Raw genomic sequence first — 23,260 nt, 5'->3', positions numbered from 1 at the left:
TCCGCCGCGAGTGGTCACGGCGGCACGCGGCGCCCGACGGTCCCGCGGCCGAGCAGGACGCTCATCGTCTCGAGCGGCCCGCGACTGCGCAGGACCGGGCTGTCGGTGCCGGCCTCGGCCTGCATACCCGCGATGGCCTCGCGCCACACCTGGGGGCCCGGAACGGTCGGTGCCCAGTCCAGGTCTCGGCGGGCCCGGTCACAGTCGAGCATCGGGGTGTTGTAGGCCAGGTCGATCCATCCGCCGGCGATCGGTTGCAGGTGGACCTGCCAGGTCGCCTCGACGACGGCCCGCAGCACCTGCCGCGGTACGGGGATCGCACGGGCCCCGAACGCCCCGGCGATGTCGCCCGCACGCAGCGGTTCGGGGGTCGCGAGGTTGAACGCGCCCGGCACCCGCCGCTCCAGGGCGGCATCGAGCGCGGCGGCCACGTCGTCGGCGTGCACGGCGGGGATCGAAGTTCCGGGGTCCACGGGCAGCAACGGCAGGTGACGGAGCACGACGTCGGGCACGTATCCCGGCACCGCGTAGCGGCGCAGCGCGCTGCCGCCCGCATACTGGCCGATGAAGCCCGGCCGGAAACGGGTGACGATCGGCGCCGCGGCCGCGCCCTCGATCCGCTCGTCGAGCAGCCGCTCCGCCGCGACCTTGTCGACGCTGTACGCGCACGATTCGATGCCGGTCGCGGGCCACGACTCGTCGACCGCCCGGCCGTAGGCCCCGGCCGCGTACACCGCGGCGGAGGACATGTGCACCAGGTGTCCGACGCCGGCGGCGAGGGTCGCCCCGATCACGGCGGCGGTGCCGTCCACTCCGGTCCGGCGCAGATAGTCCCGCCGGTGCGAGGGCTGGAAACCCCAGGCCAGGTGCACGACGGCGTCGGCCCCTTCGATGAGGGGGCGCAGCCCGGTCTCGGCGCCGGGTGCGGCGAGGTCGACGCTGTGCCAGGTCACGCCGTCGTAGGGGTCGGTGGGCGGTGGCACGCGCCGGGCGACGGCCACGATCTCCGGCGGCTCCGATCGCCGGGCGAGGCGCCGCAGCAGGGCGGTGCCGACGTTGCCGCTGGCGCCGGTGATCACGATGCGCTGTCTCATGATCGCAGGAGATACCCCGCCGATCTGCGTCGTACACCCGTCTGGCAGGTTTCACCCGGTCGGGGCGGGGTATGCCCGTGGGCATGACGGACTCGCAGATGGAGATCCTGTATTCCGGGACGGAGTCGGCGGCGTGGCTGGACGGTCCCGCCGAGGTGCTGCGGAAGCAGGTCGGGCGGCTGGCGGACAGCCCGATCGGGGCCGTGCTGCACGGCGCTCCCGTGGGCCACCCGCTGCACCCGGCGCTGGTGGCCGTCCCCATCGGGGCGTGGACCGCGGCCGGCGTCTTCGACGCCCTGCGACAACCCGAGACCGCGCGGCGGCTGATCGGGCTCGGTCTGCTGGCGACGCCGCCGACGGTTCTGGCCGGCTGGGTCGACTGGGTGCACACCGACACCGTGCAGCGCCGGGTGGGGTTGATCCACGCGGCCGTCAACGGCGCCGGAGCAGCCCTCATGGCCCTGTCCTACCGCCAGCGCCGCCGCAGTTCCGGTCCCGGCGCGGTGACGCGTAGCGCCGCCGGCGCGGTGACGCTGAGCGCCGCTGGCACCATACTGATCGGGCTGGGCGGCCTGCTGGGCGGGCACCTCGCGTACTCGCTCGGCGCCAATGTGCGCCCGCCCGAGGTGCCGAACGCCCCCGTCTACGATCCCGTCCTCGCCGACTCCCCCGGCGATACGGCCTGAGCGAGGCCGCACCGCAACGCGAACCGCGCGTCCGCCACCGCGGGCGCCGTCTCCTCCCCATTTCGAAGGACATGCATGAACCCCGCTCCCCGAGACGGCAACGACGACAGCGCGCCCTCCGCCTTCGTCTTCGCACCCACTCCCCTGCTCACCGTCACCATCGAGTCGTCGCCGTCGGATGTCCCGGAACTGCACGTCCACGCCGGCGGGCAGGGTTTCTGGATCGCCCGCATGGCGGTCACACTCGGCCTGAAGGTGCGGCTGTGCGGCACCTTCGGCGGCGAGACCGGCCCCGTCGTCAGCGATCTCATCGCACGGGAAGGCGTATCGGTGCGATCGGTGTTCACCGCCGGCCAGAACGGCTCGTACGTGCACGACCGCCGCGGGGGTGAGCGTGAGGAGATCGTGGAGGTTCCGCCGCCGACGCTCAACCGGCACGAGGCCGACGACCTGTTCGGCGCGGCGCTGGCCGAGGGCCTCGAGGCGGACGTGGCGCTGCTCGGTGGCCCGCATTCCGACCGGGCGGTGCCGCACGACGTCTACACCCGGCTGGCGGCCGACCTGACCGCCCTGGGTGTTCCCGTCGTCGCCGACCTGTCCGGCCCCACCATGACCGCGGCGCTCGAGGGCGGTCTCGCCGTGCTCAAGGTCAGTCACGAGGATCTCCTCGAGGACGGCAGGGCCAAGTCCGACGACGTCGACGACCTCACCGCGGCCATGAAGGAACTCGTCTCGCAGGGCGCCCGCAACGTGGTGCTGTCCCGCGCCGGCGACCCCGCCCTCGCCCTCGTCGACGGCGAGCTGTGGGAAGTCGTCGCGCCGCCGCTGAACATCGCCGACCACCGCGGCGCCGGCGACTCCATGACCGCCGGGATGGGCGCCGCGCTGGCCGCCGGAGCCACGATGGTCGAAGCCCTGCAGCTCGGTGCCGCGGCGGGCGCCGTCAACGTCACGCGGCACGGGTTGGCCACGGGACAGCGAGAACTCGTCGACAAGGTCGCCGAGAGCGTCGAGGTCCGGCCGTTCGCGAAGGGGAAGAGCGGGAGGTAGGAACGTGAGAGCGCTGATCGTCAACGACGACGGGGTGGACAGCCACGGCATCTCGGTGCTCGCCCGGGTGGCGGTGGACGCCGGTCTCGACGTGGTGGTGGCCGCCCCCCATGCCGAGCGCAGCGGCGCCAGCGCGTCGCTCAGCGCACTCGAGGAGGACGGCCGGCTCGTCGTCGCGCCGCGGGCGTTCCCGGACCTGCCGGACACGACGGTGCTCGCCGTCGAGGCGTCGCCGGCCTTGATCGCCTTCGTCTCGATGTACGGGGCGTTCGGCCCCAAACCCGACATCGTCCTGTCGGGAATCAACCACGGCCCCAACACCGGCCACGCGATCCTGCACTCCGGCACGGTCGGCGCGGCGCTCACCGGAGCCAACCACGGCAGCCTGGCCCTGGCGGTCTCGCTGTCCGGTTCGGTCCACGAGCACTGGGAGGGTGCCGAGGTCGTCGCCCGGCACGCCCTGCAGTGGGTGCTGACGCAGGGCACGCCCGGCACGGTGCTCAACGTCAACGTGCCCGACATCCCGCTGAGCGAACTGCGCGGCCTGCGCACGGCACCGCTCGCGGCGTTCGGCGCCGTGCAGGCCGACATCGGCGAAACCGACCAGGACCCGGACGACGGGGAGCGCCAGTACGTCACCGTGACCTTCAGCGACATCCGGGCCGACGAGGCCGAGGACACCGACGCGGGCCTGCTCGCCCAGGGCTGGGCGACCGCGACGGCGTTGCGCTCCCCATTCGAGGCCGCCGACGTCGACACCGCGGATCTGCCGCGTACCGCGGCCGACCTGGTGTGACGCCGGCGGCACCGGTCAGGGCTCGAGCTGGATCTTGATCGCGCCCTCCTGCTTGCGCTGGAAGATCTCGTACGCGTGCGGGGCGTCCGACAGCGGCAACCGGTGCGTGGCGAAGGTGTCCACTCCGAGCGGATCGTCGTCGGTGAGCAGCGGCATGATCTGCGGCACCCAGTGGTTGACGTTCGCCTGACCCATCCGCAGCCGGATCTGCTTGTCGAACAGGGTCATCATCGGCATCGGGTCGGTCATGCCGCCGTACACGCCGCTGAGCGAGAGGGTGCCGCCCCGGCGCACCACGTCGATCGCGGTGTAGAGGGCGTGCAGCCGGTCGACACCGACGTGGGTCATCAGCGGCGCGGACAACGCGGACGGCAGCAGCCCCGTCGCGGTCTGCAGGGCGGTGGCGACGGGTGACCCGTGCGCTTCCATGCCGACCGCGTCGATCACCGAGTCGGTGCCGCGGCCGCCGGTGCGGTCGCGGATCATCTCGCCCAGCGAGTTCCCGGCCTCCTTCAGGTCGATGGTCTCGATGCCGCGGGTGGCGGCGCGCGCGAGCCGCTCGGGCACCATGTCGACACCGATCACCCGGTGGCCGCGGTGCACGGCGATCCGTCCGGCCATCTCGCCGATGGGCCCGAGGCCGAGCACCGTCACCGAACCCCCGTCGGGTACATGCGCGTACTCCACGGCCTGCCAGGCGGTGGGCAGCACGTCGGACAGGTAGACGAACCGCGAGTCCGGCGGCCCCTCCGGAACCGAAATGTGGGTCGAATCCGCATGCGGCACACGCAGATACTGCGCCTGGCCACCGGGCACGCTCCCGTACAGCTTCGAATACCCGAACAGCGCCGCGCCGGTGCCCTGCTCGGTGACCTGGGTGGTCTCGCACTGGGAGAACAGGCCGTCCCCGCACATGAAACAACCGCCGCACGAGATCTGGAACGGAATGACCACGCGGTCGCCGGGTTTGATCGAGGTGACCTCGGAACCGACCTCCTCCACGATCCCCATGGGCTCGTGGCCGAGGATGTCCCCCGGCGACATGAACGGACCGAGCACTTCGTACAGGTGCAGATCCGAACCGCAGATGTTGGTGGTGGTGACGCGGATGATCGCATCGGTGGGCTGCTCGATCTTCGGGTCGGGGACCGTGTCGACACTCACCTTCCGCTTGCCCTGCCATGTCACTGCTTTCATCGCCGATCCTCCCGCCCGGTGGTCCGGGCACCTCTCGTCGTGGACTGCGCGGCGCACTGCCGGACCGGCACCATGACGCACTGCCGGACCGGCACCATGACGCACTGCCGGCTCGGTACCGCCTACCCCGCACGACGGGGCGCAAACCTCGACCGGCCCGGCGCAGGACCGGTGACCAGCGCGGGTTTCCCGGGCGCGGCACGGGGCATCCCTCACAGGTGACCTCACTGTGGCTCTCCCGCACCGACACCGCCCGCACCGACGACACGCCGTGGCCCGAGGGCCCGGCCCGCTTCGACACCGTGGTGGTCGGCGCGGGCCTCACCGGCATGGCCACCGCCCTCCTGCTCGCGCGCGCCGGACACCGCGTGGCCGTCCTCGAGGCCCGCACGGTCGGCGCCGTCACCACCGGCAACACCACCGGCAAGATCAGCCTGCTGCAGGGCAGCACCCTCTCCAGCATCGCCAGAGGCCATTCCCGCGACGTCCTGCGAAACTACGTGGCCGGCAACCTCGAGGCGCAACGGTGGGTGGTGCAGCTGTGCCGGGAGCGGGGCCTGCCGATCGAATCCGCGGCCGCCTTCACCTACAGCGCCGGCGAGGAGGGCGTGGCCACGGTGCGCGCCGAGCACGAGGCCTGCCGCGCGGCCGGTCTCGACGCCCGCATGACGACGGAGACGGAACTGCCGTACCCCGTGGCCGCGGCGGTGACGCTGCCGGATCAGGCGCAGATCGATCCGATGCCGTTGCTGCACGAACTGGCCCGCGAACTGCGGGAGCGCGGCGGCGCCCTGTTCACCGGCTGCCGGGTCCGGAAGGTCCGCTCGGACCGGAACGGATGCGTCGCGGTCACCGATCACGGTGAGGTGCGGGCCGGGCACATCGTGCTGGCGACGGGGACGCCGATCCTCGACCGCGGCGGGTTCTTCGCCCGGCTCGAGCCCCAGCGGTCGTACGCGGCCGCGTTCGAGGTACCGGGCGACATTCCGAGCGGGATGTATCTGTCGGTGGATTCGCCGACGCGGTCGCTGCGCACGGCCTACGGGGGGCGGTACTTCCTCGTCGGCGGCAACGGCCACACCGTCGGGCGTGCACACGACCATCGGGGCGCCGCGGACGATCTCGTGGCGTGGACGGGCCGCCACTTCCCGGGCGCGAAGACCGTGGCGCGCTGGTCGGCGCAGGACTATGCGACGCTCGATCACCTGCCGTATGTGGGCCCGCTGCTGCCCGGCAACGATCGGCTGCTCGTGGGCACCGGCTACGGCAAGTGGGGCATGACGAACGCGGTGGCGGCGGCGCGGTTGCTGTCGGCCCGCATTCTCGGCGAGCCGGCTCCGGAATGGGGGTCGGCGTTCCAGGCTTGGAGTCCCACACAGCTTTTCGATCTTCCGGCAGCAACCCGGCTCAATGCCGCGGTCGCGGTGGAGATGACGCGCGGATGGGTGCGGGCCGAGTTGTCCGGCGACGGCGCGTCCCCGCCGGAGGGCCGCGGCACGGTACGCCGGGAGAAGCTCCGCCCGGTCGGGGTGTGCACCGTCGACGGCACCACGCACCGGGTGTCCGCAGTGTGTCCCCACCTCGGTGGCGTGCTGCGATGGAACGACGCGGAAGCCTCCTGGGACTGCCCGCTGCACGGCTCCCGCTTCGCCGCGGACGGGCGCCTGCTCGAAGGCCCTGCCACCCGGGATCTGGCACCGGAGTGACGTTTGCCGGTCGCCGGCCTCGGGTACGCGATCGGGGAACCTTCCCACGACGAAAGGACGACTTCGCGATGAGCGCTTCAGGGAACGGCCGGCTGGCGGGACGCACGGTCGCCGTCCTCGCCACGAACGGCGTCGAGGAGGTCGAGCTGGTGGAGCCGCGCCGGGCGGTCGAGGAGGCGGGCGGCACGGTGCGCCTGCTGTCGCTCGAACCCGGCGAGATCCAGGCCATGAAGTCCGACGTGCACGCGGCCGGCCGGCACCCGGTCGACCAGGTGGTGTCGGAGGCGTCGGTGTCGGACTTCGACGCGCTGATCCTGCCCGGCGGTACCACGAACCCCGATCATCTGCGCCAGGATCCCGCCGCCGTGGCGTTCGTGCGGGACTTCGTCGAGTCGGGCCGGCCCGTCGGGGTGATCTGTCACGGCCCCTGGACGCTGGTCGAGGCCGACGTGGTCCGGGGGCGGACGCTGACGTCCTACCCCAGCGTCCGCACGGACATCCGCAACGCGGGCGGGAACGTGGTCGACGAGGAAGTGGTCGTCGACGGGAACCTGGTGTCGAGCCGCAATCCGAGGGATCTGCCCGCCTTCTGCGCCACCCTCGTCGAAGTGTTCGCGAACGCCGAGCAACACGCCGGCTAGATCCCCTCACCTCACGCGATCCCGCAGCGGTAGTGCCCGTCACCGGAGGCATAATCGTTGCATGAGGGAACCGATCGTGGACGCCGGCGACACCCCGGTGGACGACGCCTTCGAACGGGTCTTCGCGAGCGGGAAGCCGCAGCGGGTCGGGAGTTTCCGCTACCTGATCGACGACGACAGGTGGGAATGGTCGGACGACGTGGCGCGGATGCACGGGTACGCTCCGGGGACCGTACGGCCGACCACCGACCTGCTGCTCAAGCACAAGCACCCCGAGGACAAAGACCACGTCGCGGCCATGCTGGGCGCCCTGCAGCGCAACGGCGAGCCGTTCAGCAGCCGGCACCGCATCATCGACACGCACGGCACGGTCCGGCCCGTCGTCGTGATCGGCGACCGCCTGCTCGACGAGCGAGGGCGGGTGATCGGCACGGCCGGGTTCTACCTGGACCTGTCCGACGCGTACGACGACGAGGTCCGGCACAGCGTCGACGAGGCGGTCTCGGCGCTCGCGCACCACCGTGCGGTCATCGAACAGGCCAAGGGCATGCTCATGGCGGTCTACGGGATTCCGGCGGACCGCGCCTTCGAGATCCTCGCTTGGCGGTCCCAGGAGTCGAACGTCAAGCTCCGCACGCTCGCCGAGCAACTCGTCCGGGACGTCACCACCGGACTCGACGCACCGGCAACGCTTCGCACCGCCTTCGACCATCTGCTCATGACCGCGCACGAGCGGATCTCGGCGCCGCGGCAGCCCGCGGGTCCGGTCACGGACTCGGCTGGGGAAGCTCGCACTCCACCTTCGGATTGACTCCGGCGTAGTTGAGGGGCCCCGCGATCACCGTCACCGCGACGGTGGCGAAGTCGGCGCAGCTCTGCTCGGCTTCCGTGAAGTACCCCCGCTGCCCGGCGGCGATCGCACCGATCACCAGCCACACCAGCACAACGAACGTCAGGATACGCATCGCTCCTCCTCCGGGGCGAAGACCCGGGAGCCGAACGGCCCCCGGGTCGTGGACGAACGACGGCGCGACCGCCTGCGCGGCCGGTCACCGATTCACTGCTGATGCGGATTCACTGCTGATGCGAGCGCTGGCGCGCCTCGTCGACCTCGGCGTCGGCGCGTGCCTTCTCCGCCTCGGCTTCCTTCTTCGCGGCCTCGCGCTGGCTGTCGGCCTTGTCCTGCTGGGCCCGTCCCTCGCGGGTGAGTTCGTCGCTGCCGACGACGGCGCCGGTCGCCTCCTTGGCCTTTCCCTTGACGTCTTCGACGACGCCCTTGACGCCTTCGCTCGGACCGCTCGTGTTCTCTGCCATGCGACTCTCCCTCAGTCGGCGTTCCTCACTTGCGAACCATGGGTACCCCGCCGGCACCCCGGCAAATCGTGCAGGACTGCGCCACCTACATCAGAATCCCCACGATCACCACGAGAAAGAGGACGACGATCAGCACGATCGCACCGATCGTCAGAATCCCCGTGGGCGGGAATCGGTTCCGCGTCCGCGGCTCGGGGGCCGACAGACCGGAGGTCGAGCCCGAGTCGGGTGGTGTCGAGCCCGGTGCCACACCCCCGCCGGGTTCGAGATCGGGGGTGCGGGCAGGCTCGGGATCGGTGCCGGGATGCGCGTGTGGGTCAGGGACGTTCCGCGGATCGGGGGTGTTCATCGCCCACTCCTTTCTCTCGGCGGCCTGCAGCCCCGGGGAACTCGCCGAGGGGCGCGGCCGGAGCATGGGGCCCACCGCCGATCGAGTTCCCGGCGTAGTCTTCGGCCAAACCGCCGCACCGCCCAGGTTGAAGCGGGCAGTACGGGGTATGCGCGGGTCATGACCGAACCACTCGAGCCCGCCCAGCGCGCCGGCCAGCCGGAGAGCACCCGCTCGATCGTCCAGCTCGGCGCACTGTCGGCAGGCACGCTCTTCCTGGTCGTCGGGATCGCCGGCTTCGTCCCCGGGGTGACGGGCAACTACGACGAACTGGCCTTCGGCCACGAGTCCGGCGCCCTGCTCCTGGGCGTGTTCGCCGTGTCCGTCCTGCACAACGTGGTGCATCTGGTCTTCGGTCTGGCGGGCGTGGTCGCGGCGCGCCGATCTGGCGCGCTGGTACCTGATCGTCGGCGGCCTGATCTACCTCGCACTGTTCCTGTACGGGCTGATCGTCCGGCCGGAGGGCAGCGCCAACGTCCTGCCGGTCAACGATGCGGACAACTGGCTGCACCTCGGCGTGGCGGTGACCATGCTCGGCCTCGGCCTGGCGGCACCGCGGATCCGGCCGGCGACGACGGTGTGAGCCGTTTGACGTGACCGAGGGTGGGGCACCCGATCCGGAGGACAGATATCGGAGAGGAGGACCGTGATGACCACGTGCGACACCTGTGGCAACGACTACGACAAGACCTTCACCGTCACCCGCGGCGACGTCTCGGGCACGTTCGACAGTTTCGAGTGTGCCGCACAGGCAATGGCCCCGCAGTGCGCCCACTGCGGTTGCCGCATTCTCGGGCACGGGGTCGAGGCCGACGGCACCATGTATTGCTGCGCGCACTGCGCCCGGCAATCGGGTCAGGCTGCGCTCACCGACCGCGCCGACCGGGCGTAGGGAGGTGCTGTGACGCAGGATGTGGAGAAGCGATGGCGGGACCCGCGCGCCGCCCGCGCAGCGGTGCGGTACGCGGCCGTGATCGTCGCCGCCGCCCTGCTGCTGATGGCGGCGGTCGTGATCTGGGCCGCCGCGAGCGGTGACCGATGCGCCGACGAGGAATTCCTCGTGTGCACCGACCCTGCGCGGCTCGTCCTGGCCGTCGGCCCCACGGCGATCCTGCTCCTCGGGGCCGTCGGTGCATTCGTGCAGACCTACCGGGTGTGGCGCTCGGGCGGGACGTGGCCGATCTGGCACGGCACGGGCTGGGGGCTGATGGTTCTGACCCTGGTGTACGGGTCGATCTCGTCCGGCGTCCTCGTCGGGGGCTGAACCGCTCAGACGACGACCGGACGGGATTTCGAGGGCGACCCGCCCGGGGGTTTCGGGGCGACCCGCCCGGGGGTTTCGGGGCGACCCGCCCGGGGGTTTCGGGGCGACCCGCCCGGGGGTTTCGGGGCGACCCGCCCGGGCTATCCCTGCGTCCCGGGGCGCGGTGCCCCGCGCACCCCGATGGAGGAACGATGATCCGATCCAGCCCGTATCCCAGGGTGCAGCGCACCCGGATCCAGGGTTACGCCTTCGCGATCGGCATCGTATTCCTCCTCATCGGGGTGCTCGGATTCGTGCCCGGACTGACCAGCGGGTACGGCTCGATGGCCCTCGCGGGGCAGGAGTCGAATGCGCATCTGCTGGGCCTGTTCCGGGTCTCGATCGCCCACAACGTGCTGCACCTCGCCTACGGGGCGGCGGGGATCCTCGCCGCCCGAGGGATCCGCGCGTCGCGGATCTACCTGATCGCGGGCGGCGCCGGGTACCTCGCGTTGTCGGCCTTCGGCATGGTCCTCGGCCACGACAGCCACGCCAACGTGGTGCCGGTCAACGCGGCCGACAACTGGCTGCACCTGGTGCTGGGTGTGCTGCTGCTCGTCCTGGCGGTCGATCCCCGCGGCAACCGCCCGCCGAAGCTGCCGAAGCCGGTGTGACCCGCGCCCCGACGGGGGTTCGCTTCGGGAGAGCCGGATCAGGCCGGAACCCGCAGGGCGTGGATCGCACTCTCGAGCGAGGCGTGCGCGTGGACGGGGTCGCCGAGCACCCGCAACAGCCGGTGTACCGGCCGTCCGCCCACGAGGGCCCACCGGGAACTTCGGCGCAGGGCCAAGGTGTCGAGCTCGTCGAACACGGTCAGGCCCGCCGACCCGAAGAACTCCACGTCGGAAAGATCGAGCACCAGGCGCGACGACGGGTGCATCTGGTCGCCGGCGTAGCTGCGCAACGCCGGGGCGTTGCGCATGTCGAGCTCGCCCGCCACGGCGACCCGGACGAGGCCGGAACTGATTCTCTCCGTGGAGAAATCGGCACCGGCGGACGTATGGAAGGAGACCGGTGAGCGATCCGATCGGGTGACCCACAGCGATGTGACTTTGCGCTGAGAAACGACAGACATGAGCTTCCCATCGTGGAAAGAGGATGGAAGCGTCGACAGAGCGGGGACCGCACCGACACCGGTCACCGCGGATGTGCGGCGCCTCCGAGTCAGGCTGTGTGCTCAACCTCACCCATACCCTACGGCAGCCCCTGCGGCACCGCAAAGGGCGGATCGACCTGGCGCGGCGCCGCCCCGGCGGCGCGCGTTTCCGCATGATTGAGAACCCCGCGCCGCGGGTAGTCTCGCCAGGAACCCCCGCTCGCCCGGGCCCCCACCTGCCGCAACGGAGAAACGACACACATGGCGAACACGGCATCGATCGACTCGGCCCTCGAACGCACCCACCCCGTAGTGGAGTTGCGGGTACGGGCGGAACCAGGCCAGCTCCCCGTCCTGCGCGCGGTCGCTGCCGCCATCGCTCTGCAGCAGGGCTTCGACCTCGACGCGGTGGCCGACGTCAAGCTCGCGATCGACGAGGCGGGCACCCGGCTGATCACCCGGGCCCCGCAGGGCGCAACGTTGTCGTGCCGGTTCCAGGCCATGCCGCCGGCACTGCGGATCAGCGCGTCCGCTCCGACGGTGGACGGCGGACTGACGGCGGACTCGCGGACCTTCGGCTGGCATGTGCTCAACGCACTCGCCGACTCGGTCGAGGTGAACGTGGACGAATCCGACGAGGGCTCCGTCACCACGATCGACGTGTCCCTGACCGACAGCAGCGCTGTTCTGTGACGGGGACCGGCGCCCAACGGCGCAGCGGCCGAGCCGCCGACGAATACGCCGACGTCATCCCCCTCTTCGAGGAAATGGTGACGTTCGACGAGGACGATCCCGCGCGCGGAGTCTTGCGGGACAGCCTGGTCGAACGATGCCTGCCCCTCGCGGAACACATCGCCCGCCGGTTCGACGGCCGCGGCGAGGCATTCGACGACCTCCTGCAGGTCGCCCGCCTCGGCCTGGTCAACGCCGTGGACCGTTTCGACCCCGAGCGGGGCTCGGACTTCGTGTCCTTCGCGGTTCCGACCATCATGGGCGAGGTGCGCCGGCACTTCCGCGACGCCGGTTGGGCGGTGCGGGTGCCGCGCCGGATGAAGGAGATGCATCTGGCGCTGAGCAAGGCGACCGGGGAACTGTCACAGCGCCTGGGCCGCGCCCCCACGGCTGCTGAACTCGCCGCCGAGCTGGACCTCGATCCGGAGGAGGTGGCGGAGGGCCTCGTCGCCGGCAACGCGTACCAGGCGGTCTCGGTCGACCGTCCGGCCCCGGCCGGGGACGACGGCGTCACCCTGGCGGACACTCTCGGCGACTATGACGCCGCGCTCGCGCACGTGGAGAACCACGAGGCACTGCGCCCGTTGCTGGCTGCGCTGCCGGAACGTGAGCGCACGGTCGTGCTGCTGCGGTTCTTCGGGAACATGACCCAGACCCAGATCGCCGAACGTGTCGGCGTGTCCCAGATGCACGTGTCCCGGCTGCTGACGAAAACCCTCGCCCAGCTGCGCGAACAACTGGGCGAGGGCTTCTAGGACCCGCAGGCCCCGGGCGTCGTCATTCCTTCCCGGGCCAGGTGCCGGTGACGCGGCGGAAGCCCACCGCGCTCGCGCGGTTCGCCGCCGCGCTCACCGCACCGAAGATCGCTCCCTGCACGGCGGCGGAGACCAGCACCTCCCGCCACCCGAAGCGGCTGTCCATGGCCTCCGGCGGATCGTCCTGGCCGGCGCCGAGCGCCCACACCTTCCGGAACACCATGCCGGCGGCGACGCCCGCCAGGGAACTCACCACGAGGCTCACGGGCCGGTACAACGCCTTTTTCACATTTCCTCCACGTCTCGAGATACGTGGCGGGAGTACCCGGCCGCCGCGGTCTCACACCTGCCCGCCCGGCTCAGATGGTGGCGGCGTCGATCACGAACCGGTAGCGCACGTCGCTCGCGACGACGCGGTCGTACGCCTCGTTGATCCGGTCGGCCGAGACGACCTCGATCTCCGCGCCGATGCCGTGTTCGGCGCAGAAGTCGAGCATCTCCTGCGTCTGCGGGATGCCGCCGACCATGGAACCGGCGAGGCTGCGCCGGTTCTGCGCGAGCGAGAACGCCCGGACCGTGAGGGGGTGTTCGGGCAGGCCCAGCTCGACGAGGGTGCCGTTGCGGGTGAGCAGCGACAGGTAGGCATCCAGCTCGAGGTTCACCGAAACGGTGTTGACGATCAGGTCGAACGTGCCCCGCAGATCCTCGAAGGTCTGCGGATCGGTCGTTGCGCGGTAGTCGACGGCGCCGAAGCGCAGCCCGTCCTCCCGCTTGGCCGGCGAGTGCCCCAGCACGGTCACCTCGGCACCCATCGCCGCGGCGATCTTCACGCCGACGTGGCCGAGCCCGCCCATCCCGATCACGGCGACCTTCCTGCCCGGTCCGGCGCCCCAGTGCCGGAGCGGAGAGAACAGGGTGATGCCCGCGCAGAGCAGCGGCGCCGCGGCGTCGAGCGCAAGACCGTCGGGGATCTTCAGGACGAAGTGCTCGGTGACGACGATGTGGGTGGAGTAGCCGCCCTGGGTCACCTCGCCGTCGCGGCCCACGGCGTTGTAGGTGCCGGTGACCCGGCTGGTGCAGTACTGCTCGTCGCCGCTGGTGCAGGCCTCACACGCGAGGCACGAGTCGACGAAGCAGCCGACGCCGACGCGATCGCCGACGGCATGCCTGGTCACCTCGGCGCCGACGGCGCTCACCACCCCGACGATCTCGTGCCCGGGAACGACGGGGTAGCGGGTGCCGCCCCACTCGTTGCGGGCGGTGTGGATGTCGGAATGGCAGATCCCGGCATACCTGATCTCGATGAGCACGTCGAGCGGACCGAGCTCACGCCGCTCGATGGTGGTCTTGACGAGGGGGCTGTCCGCCGCGGTGGCGGCGTACGCGGCAACGGTAGTCATGCAGACATGCCTACCGGCCGGCGACACGACGCGCACCCGCGGGGGCTGTCCGCAGGTGCGCGTCGACGGGCGCGGCCTGCCGGCCTACTGCCCGGCCGCGCGTCGCCGCAGACGACGTGCGGCGGCGACGAGGTTGCGCAGCGACGGCTCGAGCTGCCAGTAGTGCCGGGTCTTGAGCCCGCCGTCCGGATTCGCCCACAAGCGGTCGAGTTCGACGGATTCCGCTGCGGTGCTGAGCAGTTCGTCGAGTTCGTCGATGTCGGGGATGCGCGCCGATCGGCTCTCGTAGACGCCGGGGCCGACACCGTGCGTGAGGGCCTTGTCCTTGATGGCCTCGAGCACCCAGCGGATCGAGCGGGTCGCGACGATCGCCGTGACGTCCGCGTCGAGCCGTTCGATCGCGTCGACCACCGACGCCTGACCGGAGTAGGTCAGGTGCGTGTGGATCTGCGTCTCGGGCTTGGCGCCCCCGGTCGCGAGCCGGAACGCGTCGACCGCCCAGTCCAGGTACTCGGCCCGGCCGTCCTGCCGCAACGGCAGCAGTTCCCGGATGGCGGGCTCGTCGACCTGGATGATGGCGATGCCCGCCCGCTCGAGGTCGGCGATCTCGTCGCGGATGGCGAGCGCCAACTGGTCGGCCGTCTCGTGCAGGGGCTGGTCCTGACGCACATACGACCGCGCCAGCATCGTGACCGGGCCCGTGAGCATGCCCTTGACCGGCTTGTCGGTCAGCGACTGCGCGAACGCGATCCACTCCACCGTCATCGGCTTCGGCCGCACGATGTCGCCGTAGAGGATCGGCGGGCGCGTGCACCGCGACCCGTACGCCTGCACCCAGCCGAAGTGCGTCGTGGCGAAGCCCTCGAGCAGCTCGGCGAAGTACTGGATCATGTCGTTGCGCTCGTGCTCACCGTGGACGAGCACGTCGAGGCCGATGTCCTCCTGCAGCCGGACGGTGGACTCGATCTCCTCCTGGATGCGCTTGACGTAGTCGTCCCACGACATGCGGCCCTCGCCCAGCTCGTAGCGGGCCTTGCGGATCTCGTCCGTCTGCGGGAACGACCCCAGCGTGGTCGCCGGCACCGGCGGCAGCTTCAGCCGCTCCTGCTGCGCGGCGCGCCGCTCCTCGTACGGGACGCGGCGCCGGTGCTCGGGCCGCAGGGCGTTGACGCGGGCGCGGATCGCGTGCTTCTGCTTGAAGTGCACCGACGTCGGCGGCTTGCGCCACCGCTCCTCCGCGCCGGTGGTCAGCGCCTTGGCGAGCGAGACCACCTCGCCCACCTTCTGCTTGGCGAAGGCCAGCCGGTCCGCCACGTCGCCGGGGATGTCGTACTCGGCGAGCACGTCGTAGGGCACGTGCAGCAGCGAGCACGACGTGGAGACCACCAGGTCGGGCGTCACGGCCGCGAGGCTGCTCAGGTACTCGAGCGTGCGATGCCGGTCGGCCTTCCACACGTTGCGGCCGTCGACGACCCCCGCGTAGATGCGCTTGCGCTTGAGGCCGGGCACCGCGGCCAGCTCCTCCGCGCTCATCCGGCCGTTGACCAGGTCGAGACCGATGGCCTCGACCTTGGTGGCGGCCAGGATGGGCAACGCCTCGCCGAGGTGACCGTAGGGGCCGGTGACGAGGAGGCGCGGGCGCAGCGGCGCGTGGGAGAGCGTGTCGTAGGCGCGCGCGAAGGCCGCGAGCTCCTCCGGGGTGCGGTCCTCGGTGAAGGAGGGCTCGTCGAGCTGCACGCACCAGGCGCCGGCGCGCGCGAGCTCCGCGAACAGCTTCTCGTACTCGGGCAGCAGCCGGTCGAGCAGCTCGAGGGTGGAGAACCCGTCCTGCTCCGACGTCTGCGAGACCTTGGACAGCAGCAGCAGCGACACCGGACCGAGTACGACCGGGCGCAGGTCGATGCCGCGGGCCTTGGCGCGCTCGAACTCGTCGAGCACCGCCGCCGAGTTCAGCGCGAAGGTGGTGTTCTCGTCGAGCTCGGGCTGCCGGTAGTGGTAGTTGCTGCCGAACCAGCGGACCAGCTCGAGCGGCGGGAAGTCCTCGCGGCCCCGGCACAGCGTGAAGTAGAAGTCGAGCGGGTCGAGCTCGCCGACGAGCGGGCGGAACCGCTCGGGGATCGCACCGAACAGCAGCGCGTTGTCGAGCACGTGATCGTAGTAGGAGAACGTGTTACCGGGCACCTGGGTGAGCCCGGTGGCGGCGAGCTCGCTCCAGGTGGACTCCTGGATCTCGCGGGCCACCGCGACGAGCTCGTCGCGGGTGCCGGTGCCGTGCCAGTAGGCCTCGAGGGCACGCTTGAGTTCACGACGGGGTCCGATGCGCGGATACCCGAGGATGCTCGAGCCGTATCCGTCTGCAGTGCTGGCCATTCGGGGTCGACCTTTCCCTCGATGCACCTCGCGCCCGTGTCCCGACAGTCAGCGCGACGGCTGTGCTGTCGGCACACGGGCGCCGAGGTGCGGTGTGGTGCTACCTACCTAGCTGACTTTCTTGGCGGCACGACCGTTGTCGGCATATTCGTAGAAGCCGGCGCCCGACTTCTTGCCGACGAGGCCGGCCTCGACCATACGCAGCAGGAGCGGCGGAGCCGAGTACAGCGGCTCCTTGAACTCCCCGTACATCGAGTCGGCGATCGACTTGACCGTGTCCAGGCCCACCAGATCGGTGAGCGCGAGCGGACCCATCGGGTGGGCACACCCGAGGACCATCGCCTTGTCGATGTCCTCCTTGGTGGCAAAGCCGGACTCGACCATCCGGATCGCCGACAGCAGGTAGGGCACGAGAAGCGCGTTGGCGATGAAGCCGGCCCGGTCGGAGGACCGGACGACCTGCTTGCCGAGCACCTCGGAGGCGAAGGCCTCCGCACGCTGGGAGACCGCGGGGCCGGTCTTGAGCGTGGTGACCAGCTCGACCAGCGGCAGCACCGGAACCGGATTGAAGAAGTGCATGCCGATGACCCGCTCGGGCCGGGTGGTGGCGATGCCCAGCTTCATGATCGGGATCGACGAGGTGTTGGACGCCAGCACCGCGTTCGGATCCGTGACGATCTTGTCGAGTTCCGCGAAGATCTCGGCCTTGACCTTCTCGTCCTCGACGACCGCCTCCACGACGAGCTGGCGATCGGCGAAGTCGCCGAGGTCGGAGGTGAAGCGCAGCCGCCAGGCGGCCTGCTCACGCTCCCGTTCGGTGATCTTGCCGCTGCTGACACCGCGATCGAGGGACCGGAGGATGCGGGCACGCCCGGCAGCCGCGAGCTCGCGGGTCTGCTCGTACACAAGTACGTCGACATGAGCGCGTGCGCACACCTCGGCGATACCTGCGCCCATGATCCCGGCGCCGATCACGCCGACGCGCTGAATCTTTTCGCTGGTCACGTCAGCTCCTACTCGTCATGTGGGGGGTCGTGAAAGGGGTTCTGACAGGGGGTGGATACGGCGGCGGCGGGACCTGGTCGTCCGAGATCCCGCCGCGCACCTACATCCGGTTGCCGGTTCCTAGTGGAACTGGCCCTCCTCGGTGGAGCCCTTCAGGGCTGCCGTGGAGGTGTTCGGGTCGACGGTGGTGGCGATGGCGTCGAAGTAGCCGGCGCCGACCTCACGCTGGTGCTTGACGGCGGTGAAACCACGCTCCGCGGCGGCCTTGAACTCGCGCTCCTGCAGGTCGACGAACGCGGTCATCCCCTGGCGGGCGTAGCCGTGGGCCAGGTCGAACATGCCGTAGTTGAGCGAGTGGAAGCCGGCGAGGGTGATGAACTGGAACTTGAAGCCCATCGCGCCGAGCTCCTTCTGGAACTTCGCGATGGTCGCGTCGTCCAGGTGCGCCTTCCAGTTGAAGGACGGCGAGCAGTTGTAGGCGAGCAGCTGGTCCGGGAACTCGCTGCGGACGGCCTCGGCGAACTTCTTGGCGACCTCGAGGTCCGGCACGCCGGTCTCCATCCAGATCAGATCGGAGTACGGCGCGTAGGCCTTGGCACGCGCGATGCAGGGCTCGATGCCGTTCTTGACGCCGTAGAAGCCCTCGGCGGTGCGGGTGCCGTCGAGGAACTCACGGTCACGCTCGTCGACGTCGGAGGTCAGCAGCGTCGCCGCCTCGGCGTCGGTGCGGGCGATGACGACCGTCGGGACGTCGGCGACGTCGGCCGCGAGGCGAGCCGAGGTCAGGGTGCGGATGTGCTGCTGGGTCGGGATGAGCACCTTGCCACCGAGGTGACCGCACTTCTTCTCCGACGCGAGCTGGTCCTCCCAGTGCGAGCCGGCGACACCGGCCGCGATCATGGCCTTCTGCAGCTCGTAGACGTTGAGCGCGCCACCGAAGCCGGCCTCACCGTCGGCGACGATCGGGGCGAGCCAGTTGTCGACCGAGGTGTCGCCCTCGATCTTGGCGATCTCGTCGGCGCGCAGCAGCGCGTTGTTGATGCGGCGGACGACCTGCGGCACCGAGTTCGCCGGGTACAGCGACTGGTCCGGGTAGGTGTGGCCGGACAGGTTCGCGTCACCGGCGACCTGCCAGCCGGACAGGTAGATGGCCTTGAGGCCGGCGCGGACCTGCTGCACGGCCTGGTTGCCGGTGAGGGCGCCCAGCGAGTTGATGTAGTCCTCGTTGTTCACGAGATCCCACAGGATCTCCGAGCCGCGGCGGGCGAGGGTGGCTTCCTCGACGACGGTGCCCTGCAGCTTGACGACCTGCTCGGCCGTGTAGTTGCGGGTGATCCCCTTCCAGCGCGGGTTGGTGTCCCAATCCTTCTGGATTTCCTCAGCGGTCCTCGGGGTGCCGGTGGTCGACATCTAAGCTCCACTCTCTAGATCGGATCCGCGCCGGACGCTCTGCAGTACGTGCGTACTACTTCACATCCTTCGCGAACCTTTCGGATGTACCACTCGACAATGACACACCCGGAAAGTGCCGTCTACCTGTTGCTAGTGCCAATCTTCGCTAGTTTTTCCCCAGGCTTTGCAAATGTTGTAAACCTTTGGCGCGTCCAACGAACCCGGCCCGGACCCCGATAGCTACCCGTCGGTAGCAATCACCTCGGCATTGTTCCCCGGCGGGCGCGCCGCCCGGCAGCCGACGACACCGCCCCGCACCCGCGGCCCACCAGCGACGGAGCCGCGGATCACCACGGAGATTGTGACGAGTTTCACACCCGGAGGCCCGGCAAATCGGGAAGTCGCCCCGGTCGAATCGGGGGTCGGCCAGGATCGCTCGACTACCATGTGCGCGTTGACCAGTCGGGGCCGGTCACGCCGCTCGGGCGTGCCCACTCCCCACTCGCACACGAGTCGAGGAGGGCGCCATCCTTTCCGCCACGTCGAAGCCGGTGATCGAGGCCACCCTCCCGGTCGTCGGCGCCCACATCGGCCAGATCTCCGAACTGTTCTACGAAAAGCTCTTCGCGGCCGCGCCGTCGCTGCGGACCGACCTGTTCAACCGCACCAACCAGGAGAACCGGGAGCAGCAGAAGGCGCTCGCGAGCTCGGTCGCCGCCTTCGCGACGCTGCTCGTCACCGAGGACGCCGCCGACATCGACGCGATCATGGCCCGGATCGCCGCCAAGCACGCCTCGCTCGGCGTCCAGGCCCCCCACTACGACGTGGTCCGGCACCAGCTGTTCGCCGCGATCGGCGAGGTGCTCGGCGACGCGGTCACCCCCGAGGTCGCCGCGGCCTGGCGCGAGGTCTACACGCTGATGGCCAACTCGCTCATCGAGCAGGAGTCGGCACTCTACGACAAGGCCGGCGTCCGGCCCGGTCAGATCTGGCGCGTCGTCGTGGTCACCGACGTCCAGTTCGACGGCGCGGAGGTCGCGACCCTGACCCTGCGCTCCCTCGACGGCAGCCCGCTTCCGGATTTCCTTCCCGGACAGTACATCTCCGTCGCGACCACCCTGGGAGACGGCACCCGGCAGATCCGCCAGTACACCCTCGTGCGCAGCCACGTCCCGGGTGAGTGGGCCGTCACCGTCAAGCGGGTCCCGGGCGGGATCGTCTCCCAGCTCCTCGTCGGCGGCGTCGGCATCGGCACCGAGCTCGTCGTCTCGCATCCGTTCGGCAGCCTCGTCGTCGAGGACGCCGACGCTCCCCTGGTGCTGATCTCCGCCGGCATCGGCGTCACCCCGACGCTCGCGGCGCTGCAGCACCTGGCGGCGCACCGCTCCGAGCGCGAGGTCCTGGTCGTGCACGTCGACCGGTCCAGCTACGACCATGCGCGGCGCGCCGAGACGCAGGCCCTGGTCGACCGTCTGCCGCGGGCCCGCATGCTGACCCGCTACTCCGAGTTCGAAGAGCTCCGCGAGGACGGCCACACCCCGCTCGACGGGGTCGAGCTGCCGAAGGATCCGCAGGTGTACGTGTGCGGTCCCGTCCCGTTCATGCGGTCGATCCGGCAGACGTTGCTCGGCGCGGGAGTATCGCCCGACGCCGTCCACTACGAGGCCTTCGCGCCGGGGTCCTGGCTGGGACTCGAGTAGAGCGCTAACGTTGCGAACCTGTCGTTGCGAAGCTGCGTAGACGCTCGTACGCTGGGCTGATGCCAAAGACGTTCGTCGGCGCCCGCCTGCGCCAGCTGCGCACCGAGCGGGGACTCAGCCAAGCGGCGCTGGCCAAGACCCTGGAGATCTCGGCCAGCTACCTCAACCAGATCGAGCACGACGTGCGGCCGCTCACCGTACCGGTCCTGCTGCGCATCAGCGAGGTCTTCGGTGTCGACACCACGTTCTTCTCGTCCCAGGACGACACCCGGCTCATCGCCGAGATGCGGGAGGTTGCTCTCGATCAGGAGATGGGCATCGACGCCGACGCCCAGGAGATCGCCGCGATGGTGTCGGCGCACCCCGGGCTGGCGCGGGCCATGGTCAACATGCACCGGCGGTTCCGCAACACCACCGCCCAGCTCGCCGCCGCCACCGAGGACCGCTACAGCGACGGCAGCGGCAGCGGCACCATCACCATGCCGCACGAAGAGGTCCGCGACTACTTCTACCAGCGGCAGAACTACCTGCACGATCTCGACACCGCCGCCGAGGAACTCGCCACCCGGATCCGCTTCCATCGCGGCGACATCTCCGGCGGCATCATCAAGCGCATGGAGACGGTGCACGACGTACAGCTCGTCCGTCGCGTCGACCTCGGCGAGAACGTCCTGCACCGGTTCGACCCCGCCACGCGCGTCCTCGAGATCTCCGCGCGGCTGTCGGGCGGCCAGCAGGTCTTCAAGCTCGCCACCGAGCTCGCCTACCTCGAGTGCGGGGAGCTGATCGAGAAGCTGGTCGCCGAGGGCGCGTTCACCAGCGAGGCCTCCCTCGCCCTGGCCCGCCACGGCCTCGCCAACTACTTCGCCGCGGCGATCATGCTGCCCTACGCGCAGTTCCACGAGATGGCCGAGGACTTCCGATACGACGTCGAGCGGCTCTCCGCCTTCTACGCCGTCAGCTACGAGACCATCGCCCACCGGATGTCGACCCTGCAGCGGCCGAAGCTGCGCGGCGTGCCGTTCTCGTTCGTCCGCGTCGACCGGGCGGGCAACATGTCCAAGCGCCAGTCCGCCACCGGCTTCCACTTCTCCACCAGCGGCGGGACCTGTCCCCTGTGGAACGTGTACGAGACCTTCGCGTACCCGGGCAAGATCATGACCCAGCTCGCGCAGATGCCCGACGGGCGTCGCTACCTGTGGGTCGCCCGCACGGTCGAGCGCCGCGCCGCCCGCTACGGCCAGCCGTCGAAGACGTTCGCGATCGGCCTCGGCTGCGAGCTGCGCCACGCGCACCGCCTCGTCTACGCCGACGGCCTCGACCTCGACGACAGCAACCCCGGTACCCCCATCGGCTCCGGCTGCCGCGTGTGCGAGCGGCTGAACTGCCCCCAGCGCGCGTTCCCGCCCCTCGGGAAGGAGCTCGTCATCAACGAGCACCAGAGCTCCGTGTCCCCCTACCTCATCAAGTGACACCCGCGCGACGGCCGGACAGCCGCGCGCCCAACCCCGCTGATTGCCAGGATGGTCGTGAGACGGCGCGGCAGTGCGTCATCGATTTTCTCCACAACCGGACGATCGCTCCCCAGATCCGGTCCGGAGCGCGGAGTTCACGTCGAAGGGCCCCTCCGTCGGGGCACCGTGTTCGCCATGACCGACCACACCCGATCATGCGGCGCGACGCTGTCCGCTCCGGGCTCACCGAGGACGAGATCCGCCGAGCACTGCGCACCGGCGCCCTCGAGCGTCTCGACGCAGGCGTCCACCTGCCCAGGGAGATCGCAGCCGACCTCGACGACGCCGGCCGGCGCCTGGTGCGCGTACGCGCGGCCGCCGCCAAGCTCGGCCCCGAGGCCGTGATGAGCCACACCTCCGCCGCCGTCGTGCACGGGTTCGCTCTGTGGCGTCCGGACCTCACGCTGGTCCACGTCAGTCGGAATCGACCCTCCGGCGGCCGTCGCACCTCCCAACTACACGGGCACGCAACACCTTTCGCACCAAGCGATGTGGAGATCGTGGACGGGATACGGGTGACCTCGGCGGCGCGCACGATCGTCGACACGGCACGCTGCCTGGATGCCGACCGTGCAGTGGTGCTGGGCGGCTCTGCACTGAGGCTGCGGCCTGCGGCCCACGCCGCACTCCCGGCCGCCTTGACAGCAGCCGACACGCGAACCGGAATTGCGGCGGCTCGACGAATGTGCGCATTCCTGGACGGACGAAGCGAGAGCCCGGGCGAGTCGATCAGCCGCCTCCGCATTCGGGCGGCAGGTCTGCCCGGCCCGGTCCTGCAATTCGAGATATGGACAGCCGGTGGCGCATTCGTCGCGCGCACCGACTTCTTCCGGGAGGAGTTCGGCGTCGTCGGCGAGTTCGACGGCATGGGCAAGTACCGGTCTGCGGACCCCGGCGCAAGCGCCGAGACGGTGCGTCGCGAGAAGCTTCGTGAAGACGCGATCCGGGCACAGGGATACGAAGTGGTGCGCTGGACGTGGTCGGAACTCTTCCACTTCGACGACGTTCGTGCGCGAATCGACGCCGCCACCCGTCGTCGCTGGCGGTAGGTCGTCCGGAAACCCGCACGGCGGCAGGACAGCCGCGCGATGAAAGGAGCGCGCCGCTGTCCTGCGGAGGCG

General features: G+C 70.4%; 25 protein-coding genes and 1 pseudogene. 15 read left to right on the top strand and 11 right to left on the bottom strand.

Annotation, left to right across the window (positions count from 1 at the left end; translation table 11 throughout):
- Positions 1 to 14: 14 nt before the first annotated feature.
- Positions 15 to 1,094 carry an NAD-dependent epimerase/dehydratase family protein gene (locus A4U64_RS05055; protein WP_050035637.1) on the bottom strand — a complete coding sequence of 360 codons (1,080 nt, stop codon included), beginning with the start codon at positions 1,092 to 1,094 and terminating at the stop codon, positions 15 to 17.
- Between the two features lie 71 nt (positions 1,095 to 1,165).
- Here A4U64_RS05055 and A4U64_RS05050 point away from each other — a divergent pair, with 71 nt between their 5' ends.
- The 3 genes from A4U64_RS05050 (at position 1,166) to surE (ending at position 3,626) form a co-directional block, all read left to right on the top strand.
- Complete coding sequence (locus tag A4U64_RS05050) at positions 1,166 to 1,780, top strand: DUF2231 domain-containing protein (protein ID WP_050035638.1); 615 nt, start codon at positions 1,166 to 1,168, stop codon at positions 1,778 to 1,780.
- A gap of 75 nt (positions 1,781 to 1,855) precedes the next feature.
- Positions 1,856 to 2,830, top strand: a complete 975-nt coding sequence (locus A4U64_RS05045; RefSeq protein WP_006946476.1) for a PfkB family carbohydrate kinase — start codon at positions 1,856 to 1,858, stop codon at positions 2,828 to 2,830.
- Between the two features lie 4 nt (positions 2,831 to 2,834).
- Positions 2,835 to 3,626, top strand: coding sequence for a 5'/3'-nucleotidase SurE (surE, locus tag A4U64_RS05040; protein ID WP_006946475.1), 792 nt, complete (start codon positions 2,835 to 2,837; stop codon positions 3,624 to 3,626).
- A 15-nt stretch (positions 3,627 to 3,641) separates the two neighbouring features.
- Here the strand turns inward: surE and A4U64_RS05035 are convergent, their stop codons facing one another.
- Positions 3,642 to 4,823, bottom strand: a complete 1,182-nt coding sequence (locus tag A4U64_RS05035) for a zinc-dependent alcohol dehydrogenase (RefSeq protein WP_050035640.1) — start codon at positions 4,821 to 4,823, stop codon at positions 3,642 to 3,644.
- A 218-nt stretch (positions 4,824 to 5,041) separates the two neighbouring features.
- On the opposite strand from A4U64_RS05035, the gene A4U64_RS05030 reads away from it, so the two are divergent.
- The 3 genes from A4U64_RS05030 (at position 5,042) to A4U64_RS05020 (ending at position 7,981) form a co-directional block, all read left to right on the top strand.
- Positions 5,042 to 6,529 (top strand): FAD-dependent oxidoreductase, encoded by a 1,488-nt coding sequence (locus A4U64_RS05030; protein WP_050035641.1) that lies wholly within the window; start codon positions 5,042 to 5,044, stop codon positions 6,527 to 6,529.
- Between the two features lie 68 nt (positions 6,530 to 6,597).
- The gene (locus A4U64_RS05025) at positions 6,598 to 7,170 is read left to right on the top strand and encodes a type 1 glutamine amidotransferase domain-containing protein (RefSeq protein ID WP_043803302.1); all 573 of its coding nucleotides are present in this window, start codon (positions 6,598 to 6,600) and stop codon (positions 7,168 to 7,170) included.
- Positions 7,171 to 7,231: 61 nt separating this feature from the next.
- Positions 7,232 to 7,981 (top strand): PAS and ANTAR domain-containing protein, encoded by a 750-nt coding sequence (locus tag A4U64_RS05020; protein ID WP_065922286.1) that lies wholly within the window; start codon positions 7,232 to 7,234, stop codon positions 7,979 to 7,981.
- Here the strand turns inward: A4U64_RS05020 and A4U64_RS05015 are convergent.
- From A4U64_RS05015 to A4U64_RS05005, 3 genes are all read right to left on the bottom strand, one after another.
- Complete coding sequence (locus A4U64_RS05015) at positions 7,938 to 8,135, bottom strand: hypothetical protein (protein WP_029545235.1); 198 nt, start codon at positions 8,133 to 8,135, stop codon at positions 7,938 to 7,940. The genes A4U64_RS05020 and A4U64_RS05015 overlap by 44 nt on opposite strands.
- Positions 8,136 to 8,244: 109 nt before the next feature.
- Positions 8,245 to 8,484, bottom strand: coding sequence for a microaggregate-binding protein 1 (gene mbp1 / locus A4U64_RS05010; protein ID WP_006946464.1), 240 nt, complete (start codon positions 8,482 to 8,484; stop codon positions 8,245 to 8,247).
- An 85-nt stretch (positions 8,485 to 8,569) separates the two neighbouring features.
- On the bottom strand, positions 8,570 to 8,833 hold the full coding sequence (locus tag A4U64_RS05005; protein WP_065923414.1) for a DUF6480 family protein: 264 nt from the start codon (positions 8,831 to 8,833) through the stop codon (positions 8,570 to 8,572).
- Between the two features lie 159 nt (positions 8,834 to 8,992).
- Here A4U64_RS05005 and A4U64_RS27630 point away from each other — a divergent pair.
- From A4U64_RS27630 to A4U64_RS04990, 4 genes and pseudogenes are all read left to right on the top strand, one after another.
- Positions 8,993 to 9,455 (top strand): annotated as a pseudogene (locus A4U64_RS27630) (DUF4383 domain-containing protein).
- A gap of 66 nt (positions 9,456 to 9,521) precedes the next feature.
- Entirely contained in the window at positions 9,522 to 9,764 is a 243-nt protein-coding gene (locus A4U64_RS05000) for a hypothetical protein (protein ID WP_029545239.1), read from the top strand.
- A 9-nt stretch (positions 9,765 to 9,773) separates the two neighbouring features.
- Positions 9,774 to 10,136 carry a hypothetical protein gene (locus A4U64_RS04995; protein WP_006946456.1) on the top strand — a complete coding sequence of 121 codons (363 nt, stop codon included), beginning with the start codon at positions 9,774 to 9,776 and terminating at the stop codon, positions 10,134 to 10,136.
- A 191-nt stretch (positions 10,137 to 10,327) separates the two neighbouring features.
- Positions 10,328 to 10,789, top strand: a complete 462-nt coding sequence (locus A4U64_RS04990) for a DUF4383 domain-containing protein (protein WP_072635801.1) — start codon at positions 10,328 to 10,330, stop codon at positions 10,787 to 10,789.
- Between the two features lie 38 nt (positions 10,790 to 10,827).
- Here A4U64_RS04990 and A4U64_RS04985 read toward each other — a convergent pair whose 3' ends face one another.
- On the bottom strand, positions 10,828 to 11,250 hold the full coding sequence (locus tag A4U64_RS04985; RefSeq protein WP_065922285.1) for an STAS domain-containing protein: 423 nt from the start codon (positions 11,248 to 11,250) through the stop codon (positions 10,828 to 10,830).
- A gap of 282 nt (positions 11,251 to 11,532) precedes the next feature.
- Between A4U64_RS04985 and A4U64_RS04980 the strand changes: the two genes are divergently transcribed.
- Together A4U64_RS04980 and A4U64_RS04975 are read left to right on the top strand one after the other, a co-directional pair.
- The gene (locus A4U64_RS04980) at positions 11,533 to 11,964 is read left to right on the top strand and encodes an ATP-binding protein (protein ID WP_029545248.1); all 432 of its coding nucleotides are present in this window, start codon (positions 11,533 to 11,535) and stop codon (positions 11,962 to 11,964) included.
- A complete protein-coding gene (locus A4U64_RS04975; RefSeq protein ID WP_006946451.1) occupies positions 11,961 to 12,758 on the top strand; it encodes a SigB/SigF/SigG family RNA polymerase sigma factor in 798 nt (265 codons plus the stop codon). Before A4U64_RS04980 ends, A4U64_RS04975 begins: the two co-directional genes overlap by 4 nt.
- 22 nt (positions 12,759 to 12,780) lie before the next feature.
- Here the strand turns inward: A4U64_RS04975 and A4U64_RS04970 are convergent, their stop codons facing one another.
- From A4U64_RS04970 to aceA, 5 genes are all read right to left on the bottom strand, one after another.
- Entirely contained in the window at positions 12,781 to 13,047 is a 267-nt protein-coding gene (locus tag A4U64_RS04970) for a DUF4235 domain-containing protein (protein WP_006946450.1), read from the bottom strand.
- Between the two features lie 70 nt (positions 13,048 to 13,117).
- The gene (locus A4U64_RS04965) at positions 13,118 to 14,158 is read right to left on the bottom strand and encodes an NAD(P)-dependent alcohol dehydrogenase (protein WP_029545250.1); all 1,041 of its coding nucleotides are present in this window, start codon (positions 14,156 to 14,158) and stop codon (positions 13,118 to 13,120) included.
- A gap of 84 nt (positions 14,159 to 14,242) precedes the next feature.
- Positions 14,243 to 16,528, bottom strand: a complete 2,286-nt coding sequence (gene metE / locus A4U64_RS04960; protein WP_006932986.1) for a 5-methyltetrahydropteroyltriglutamate--homocysteine S-methyltransferase — start codon at positions 16,526 to 16,528, stop codon at positions 14,243 to 14,245.
- 108 nt (positions 16,529 to 16,636) lie between these two features.
- Positions 16,637 to 17,533: a 3-hydroxybutyryl-CoA dehydrogenase gene (locus A4U64_RS04955; RefSeq protein WP_006932984.1), complete on the bottom strand. Its 897-nt coding sequence runs from the start codon at positions 17,531 to 17,533 to the stop codon at positions 16,637 to 16,639.
- Positions 17,534 to 17,653: 120 nt separating this feature from the next.
- Entirely contained in the window at positions 17,654 to 18,943 is a 1,290-nt protein-coding gene (aceA, locus tag A4U64_RS04950) for an isocitrate lyase (RefSeq protein WP_006932982.1), read from the bottom strand.
- A 533-nt stretch (positions 18,944 to 19,476) separates the two neighbouring features.
- Between aceA and A4U64_RS04945 the strand changes: the two genes are divergently transcribed.
- From A4U64_RS04945 to A4U64_RS04935, 3 genes are read left to right on the top strand one after another with little or no spacing between them, the layout of a single operon-like run.
- On the top strand, positions 19,477 to 20,625 hold the full coding sequence (locus A4U64_RS04945; protein ID WP_065922284.1) for a globin domain-containing protein: 1,149 nt from the start codon (positions 19,477 to 19,479) through the stop codon (positions 20,623 to 20,625).
- A gap of 59 nt (positions 20,626 to 20,684) precedes the next feature.
- Complete coding sequence (ramB, locus tag A4U64_RS04940) at positions 20,685 to 22,097, top strand: acetate metabolism transcriptional regulator RamB (protein ID WP_006932979.1); 1,413 nt, start codon at positions 20,685 to 20,687, stop codon at positions 22,095 to 22,097.
- Positions 22,094 to 23,188, top strand: a complete 1,095-nt coding sequence (locus tag A4U64_RS04935; protein ID WP_335740037.1) for a hypothetical protein — start codon at positions 22,094 to 22,096, stop codon at positions 23,186 to 23,188. Before ramB ends, A4U64_RS04935 begins: the two co-directional genes overlap by 4 nt.
- The last annotated feature ends 72 nt before the right edge of the window (positions 23,189 to 23,260 follow it).

Source organism: Rhodococcus sp. WB1 (assembly GCF_001700945.1).
Taxonomy (GTDB): domain Bacteria; phylum Actinomycetota; class Actinomycetes; order Mycobacteriales; family Mycobacteriaceae; genus Rhodococcus; species Rhodococcus aetherivorans.
Note: the sequence above shows the minus strand (reverse complement) of the source record. Positions and strands in the feature narration are given on the sequence as shown.

Bases quoted from the DNA above. Each gene is read 5' to 3' on its own strand.
- A4U64_RS05055 (WP_050035637.1), bottom strand. From the start codon at position 1,094: ATGAGACAGCGCATCGTGATCACCGGCGCCAGCGGCAACGTCGGCACC.
- A4U64_RS05050 (WP_050035638.1), top strand. From the start codon at position 1,166: ATGCCCGTGGGCATGACGGACTCGCAGATGGAGATCCTGTATTCCGGG.
- A4U64_RS05045 (WP_006946476.1), top strand. From the start codon at position 1,856: ATGAACCCCGCTCCCCGAGACGGCAACGACGACAGCGCGCCCTCCGCC.
- A4U64_RS05035 (WP_050035640.1), bottom strand. From the start codon at position 4,823: ATGAAAGCAGTGACATGGCAGGGCAAGCGGAAGGTGAGTGTCGACACG.
- A4U64_RS05025 (WP_043803302.1), top strand. From the start codon at position 6,598: ATGAGCGCTTCAGGGAACGGCCGGCTGGCGGGACGCACGGTCGCCGTC.
- A4U64_RS05020 (WP_065922286.1), top strand. From the start codon at position 7,232: ATGAGGGAACCGATCGTGGACGCCGGCGACACCCCGGTGGACGACGCC.
- A4U64_RS05015 (WP_029545235.1), bottom strand. From the start codon at position 8,135: ATGCGTATCCTGACGTTCGTTGTGCTGGTGTGGCTGGTGATCGGTGCG.
- mbp1 (WP_006946464.1), bottom strand. From the start codon at position 8,484: ATGGCAGAGAACACGAGCGGTCCGAGCGAAGGCGTCAAGGGCGTCGTC.
- A4U64_RS05005 (WP_065923414.1), bottom strand. From the start codon at position 8,833: ATGAACACCCCCGATCCGCGGAACGTCCCTGACCCACACGCGCATCCC.
- A4U64_RS05000 (WP_029545239.1), top strand. From the start codon at position 9,522: ATGACCACGTGCGACACCTGTGGCAACGACTACGACAAGACCTTCACC.
- A4U64_RS04990 (WP_072635801.1), top strand. From the start codon at position 10,328: ATGATCCGATCCAGCCCGTATCCCAGGGTGCAGCGCACCCGGATCCAG.
- A4U64_RS04985 (WP_065922285.1), bottom strand. From the start codon at position 11,250: ATGTCTGTCGTTTCTCAGCGCAAAGTCACATCGCTGTGGGTCACCCGA.
- A4U64_RS04980 (WP_029545248.1), top strand. From the start codon at position 11,533: ATGGCGAACACGGCATCGATCGACTCGGCCCTCGAACGCACCCACCCC.
- A4U64_RS04965 (WP_029545250.1), bottom strand. From the start codon at position 14,158: ATGACTACCGTTGCCGCGTACGCCGCCACCGCGGCGGACAGCCCCCTC.
- metE (WP_006932986.1), bottom strand. From the start codon at position 16,528: ATGGCCAGCACTGCAGACGGATACGGCTCGAGCATCCTCGGGTATCCG.
- aceA (WP_006932982.1), bottom strand. From the start codon at position 18,943: ATGTCGACCACCGGCACCCCGAGGACCGCTGAGGAAATCCAGAAGGAT.
- ramB (WP_006932979.1), top strand. From the start codon at position 20,685: ATGCCAAAGACGTTCGTCGGCGCCCGCCTGCGCCAGCTGCGCACCGAG.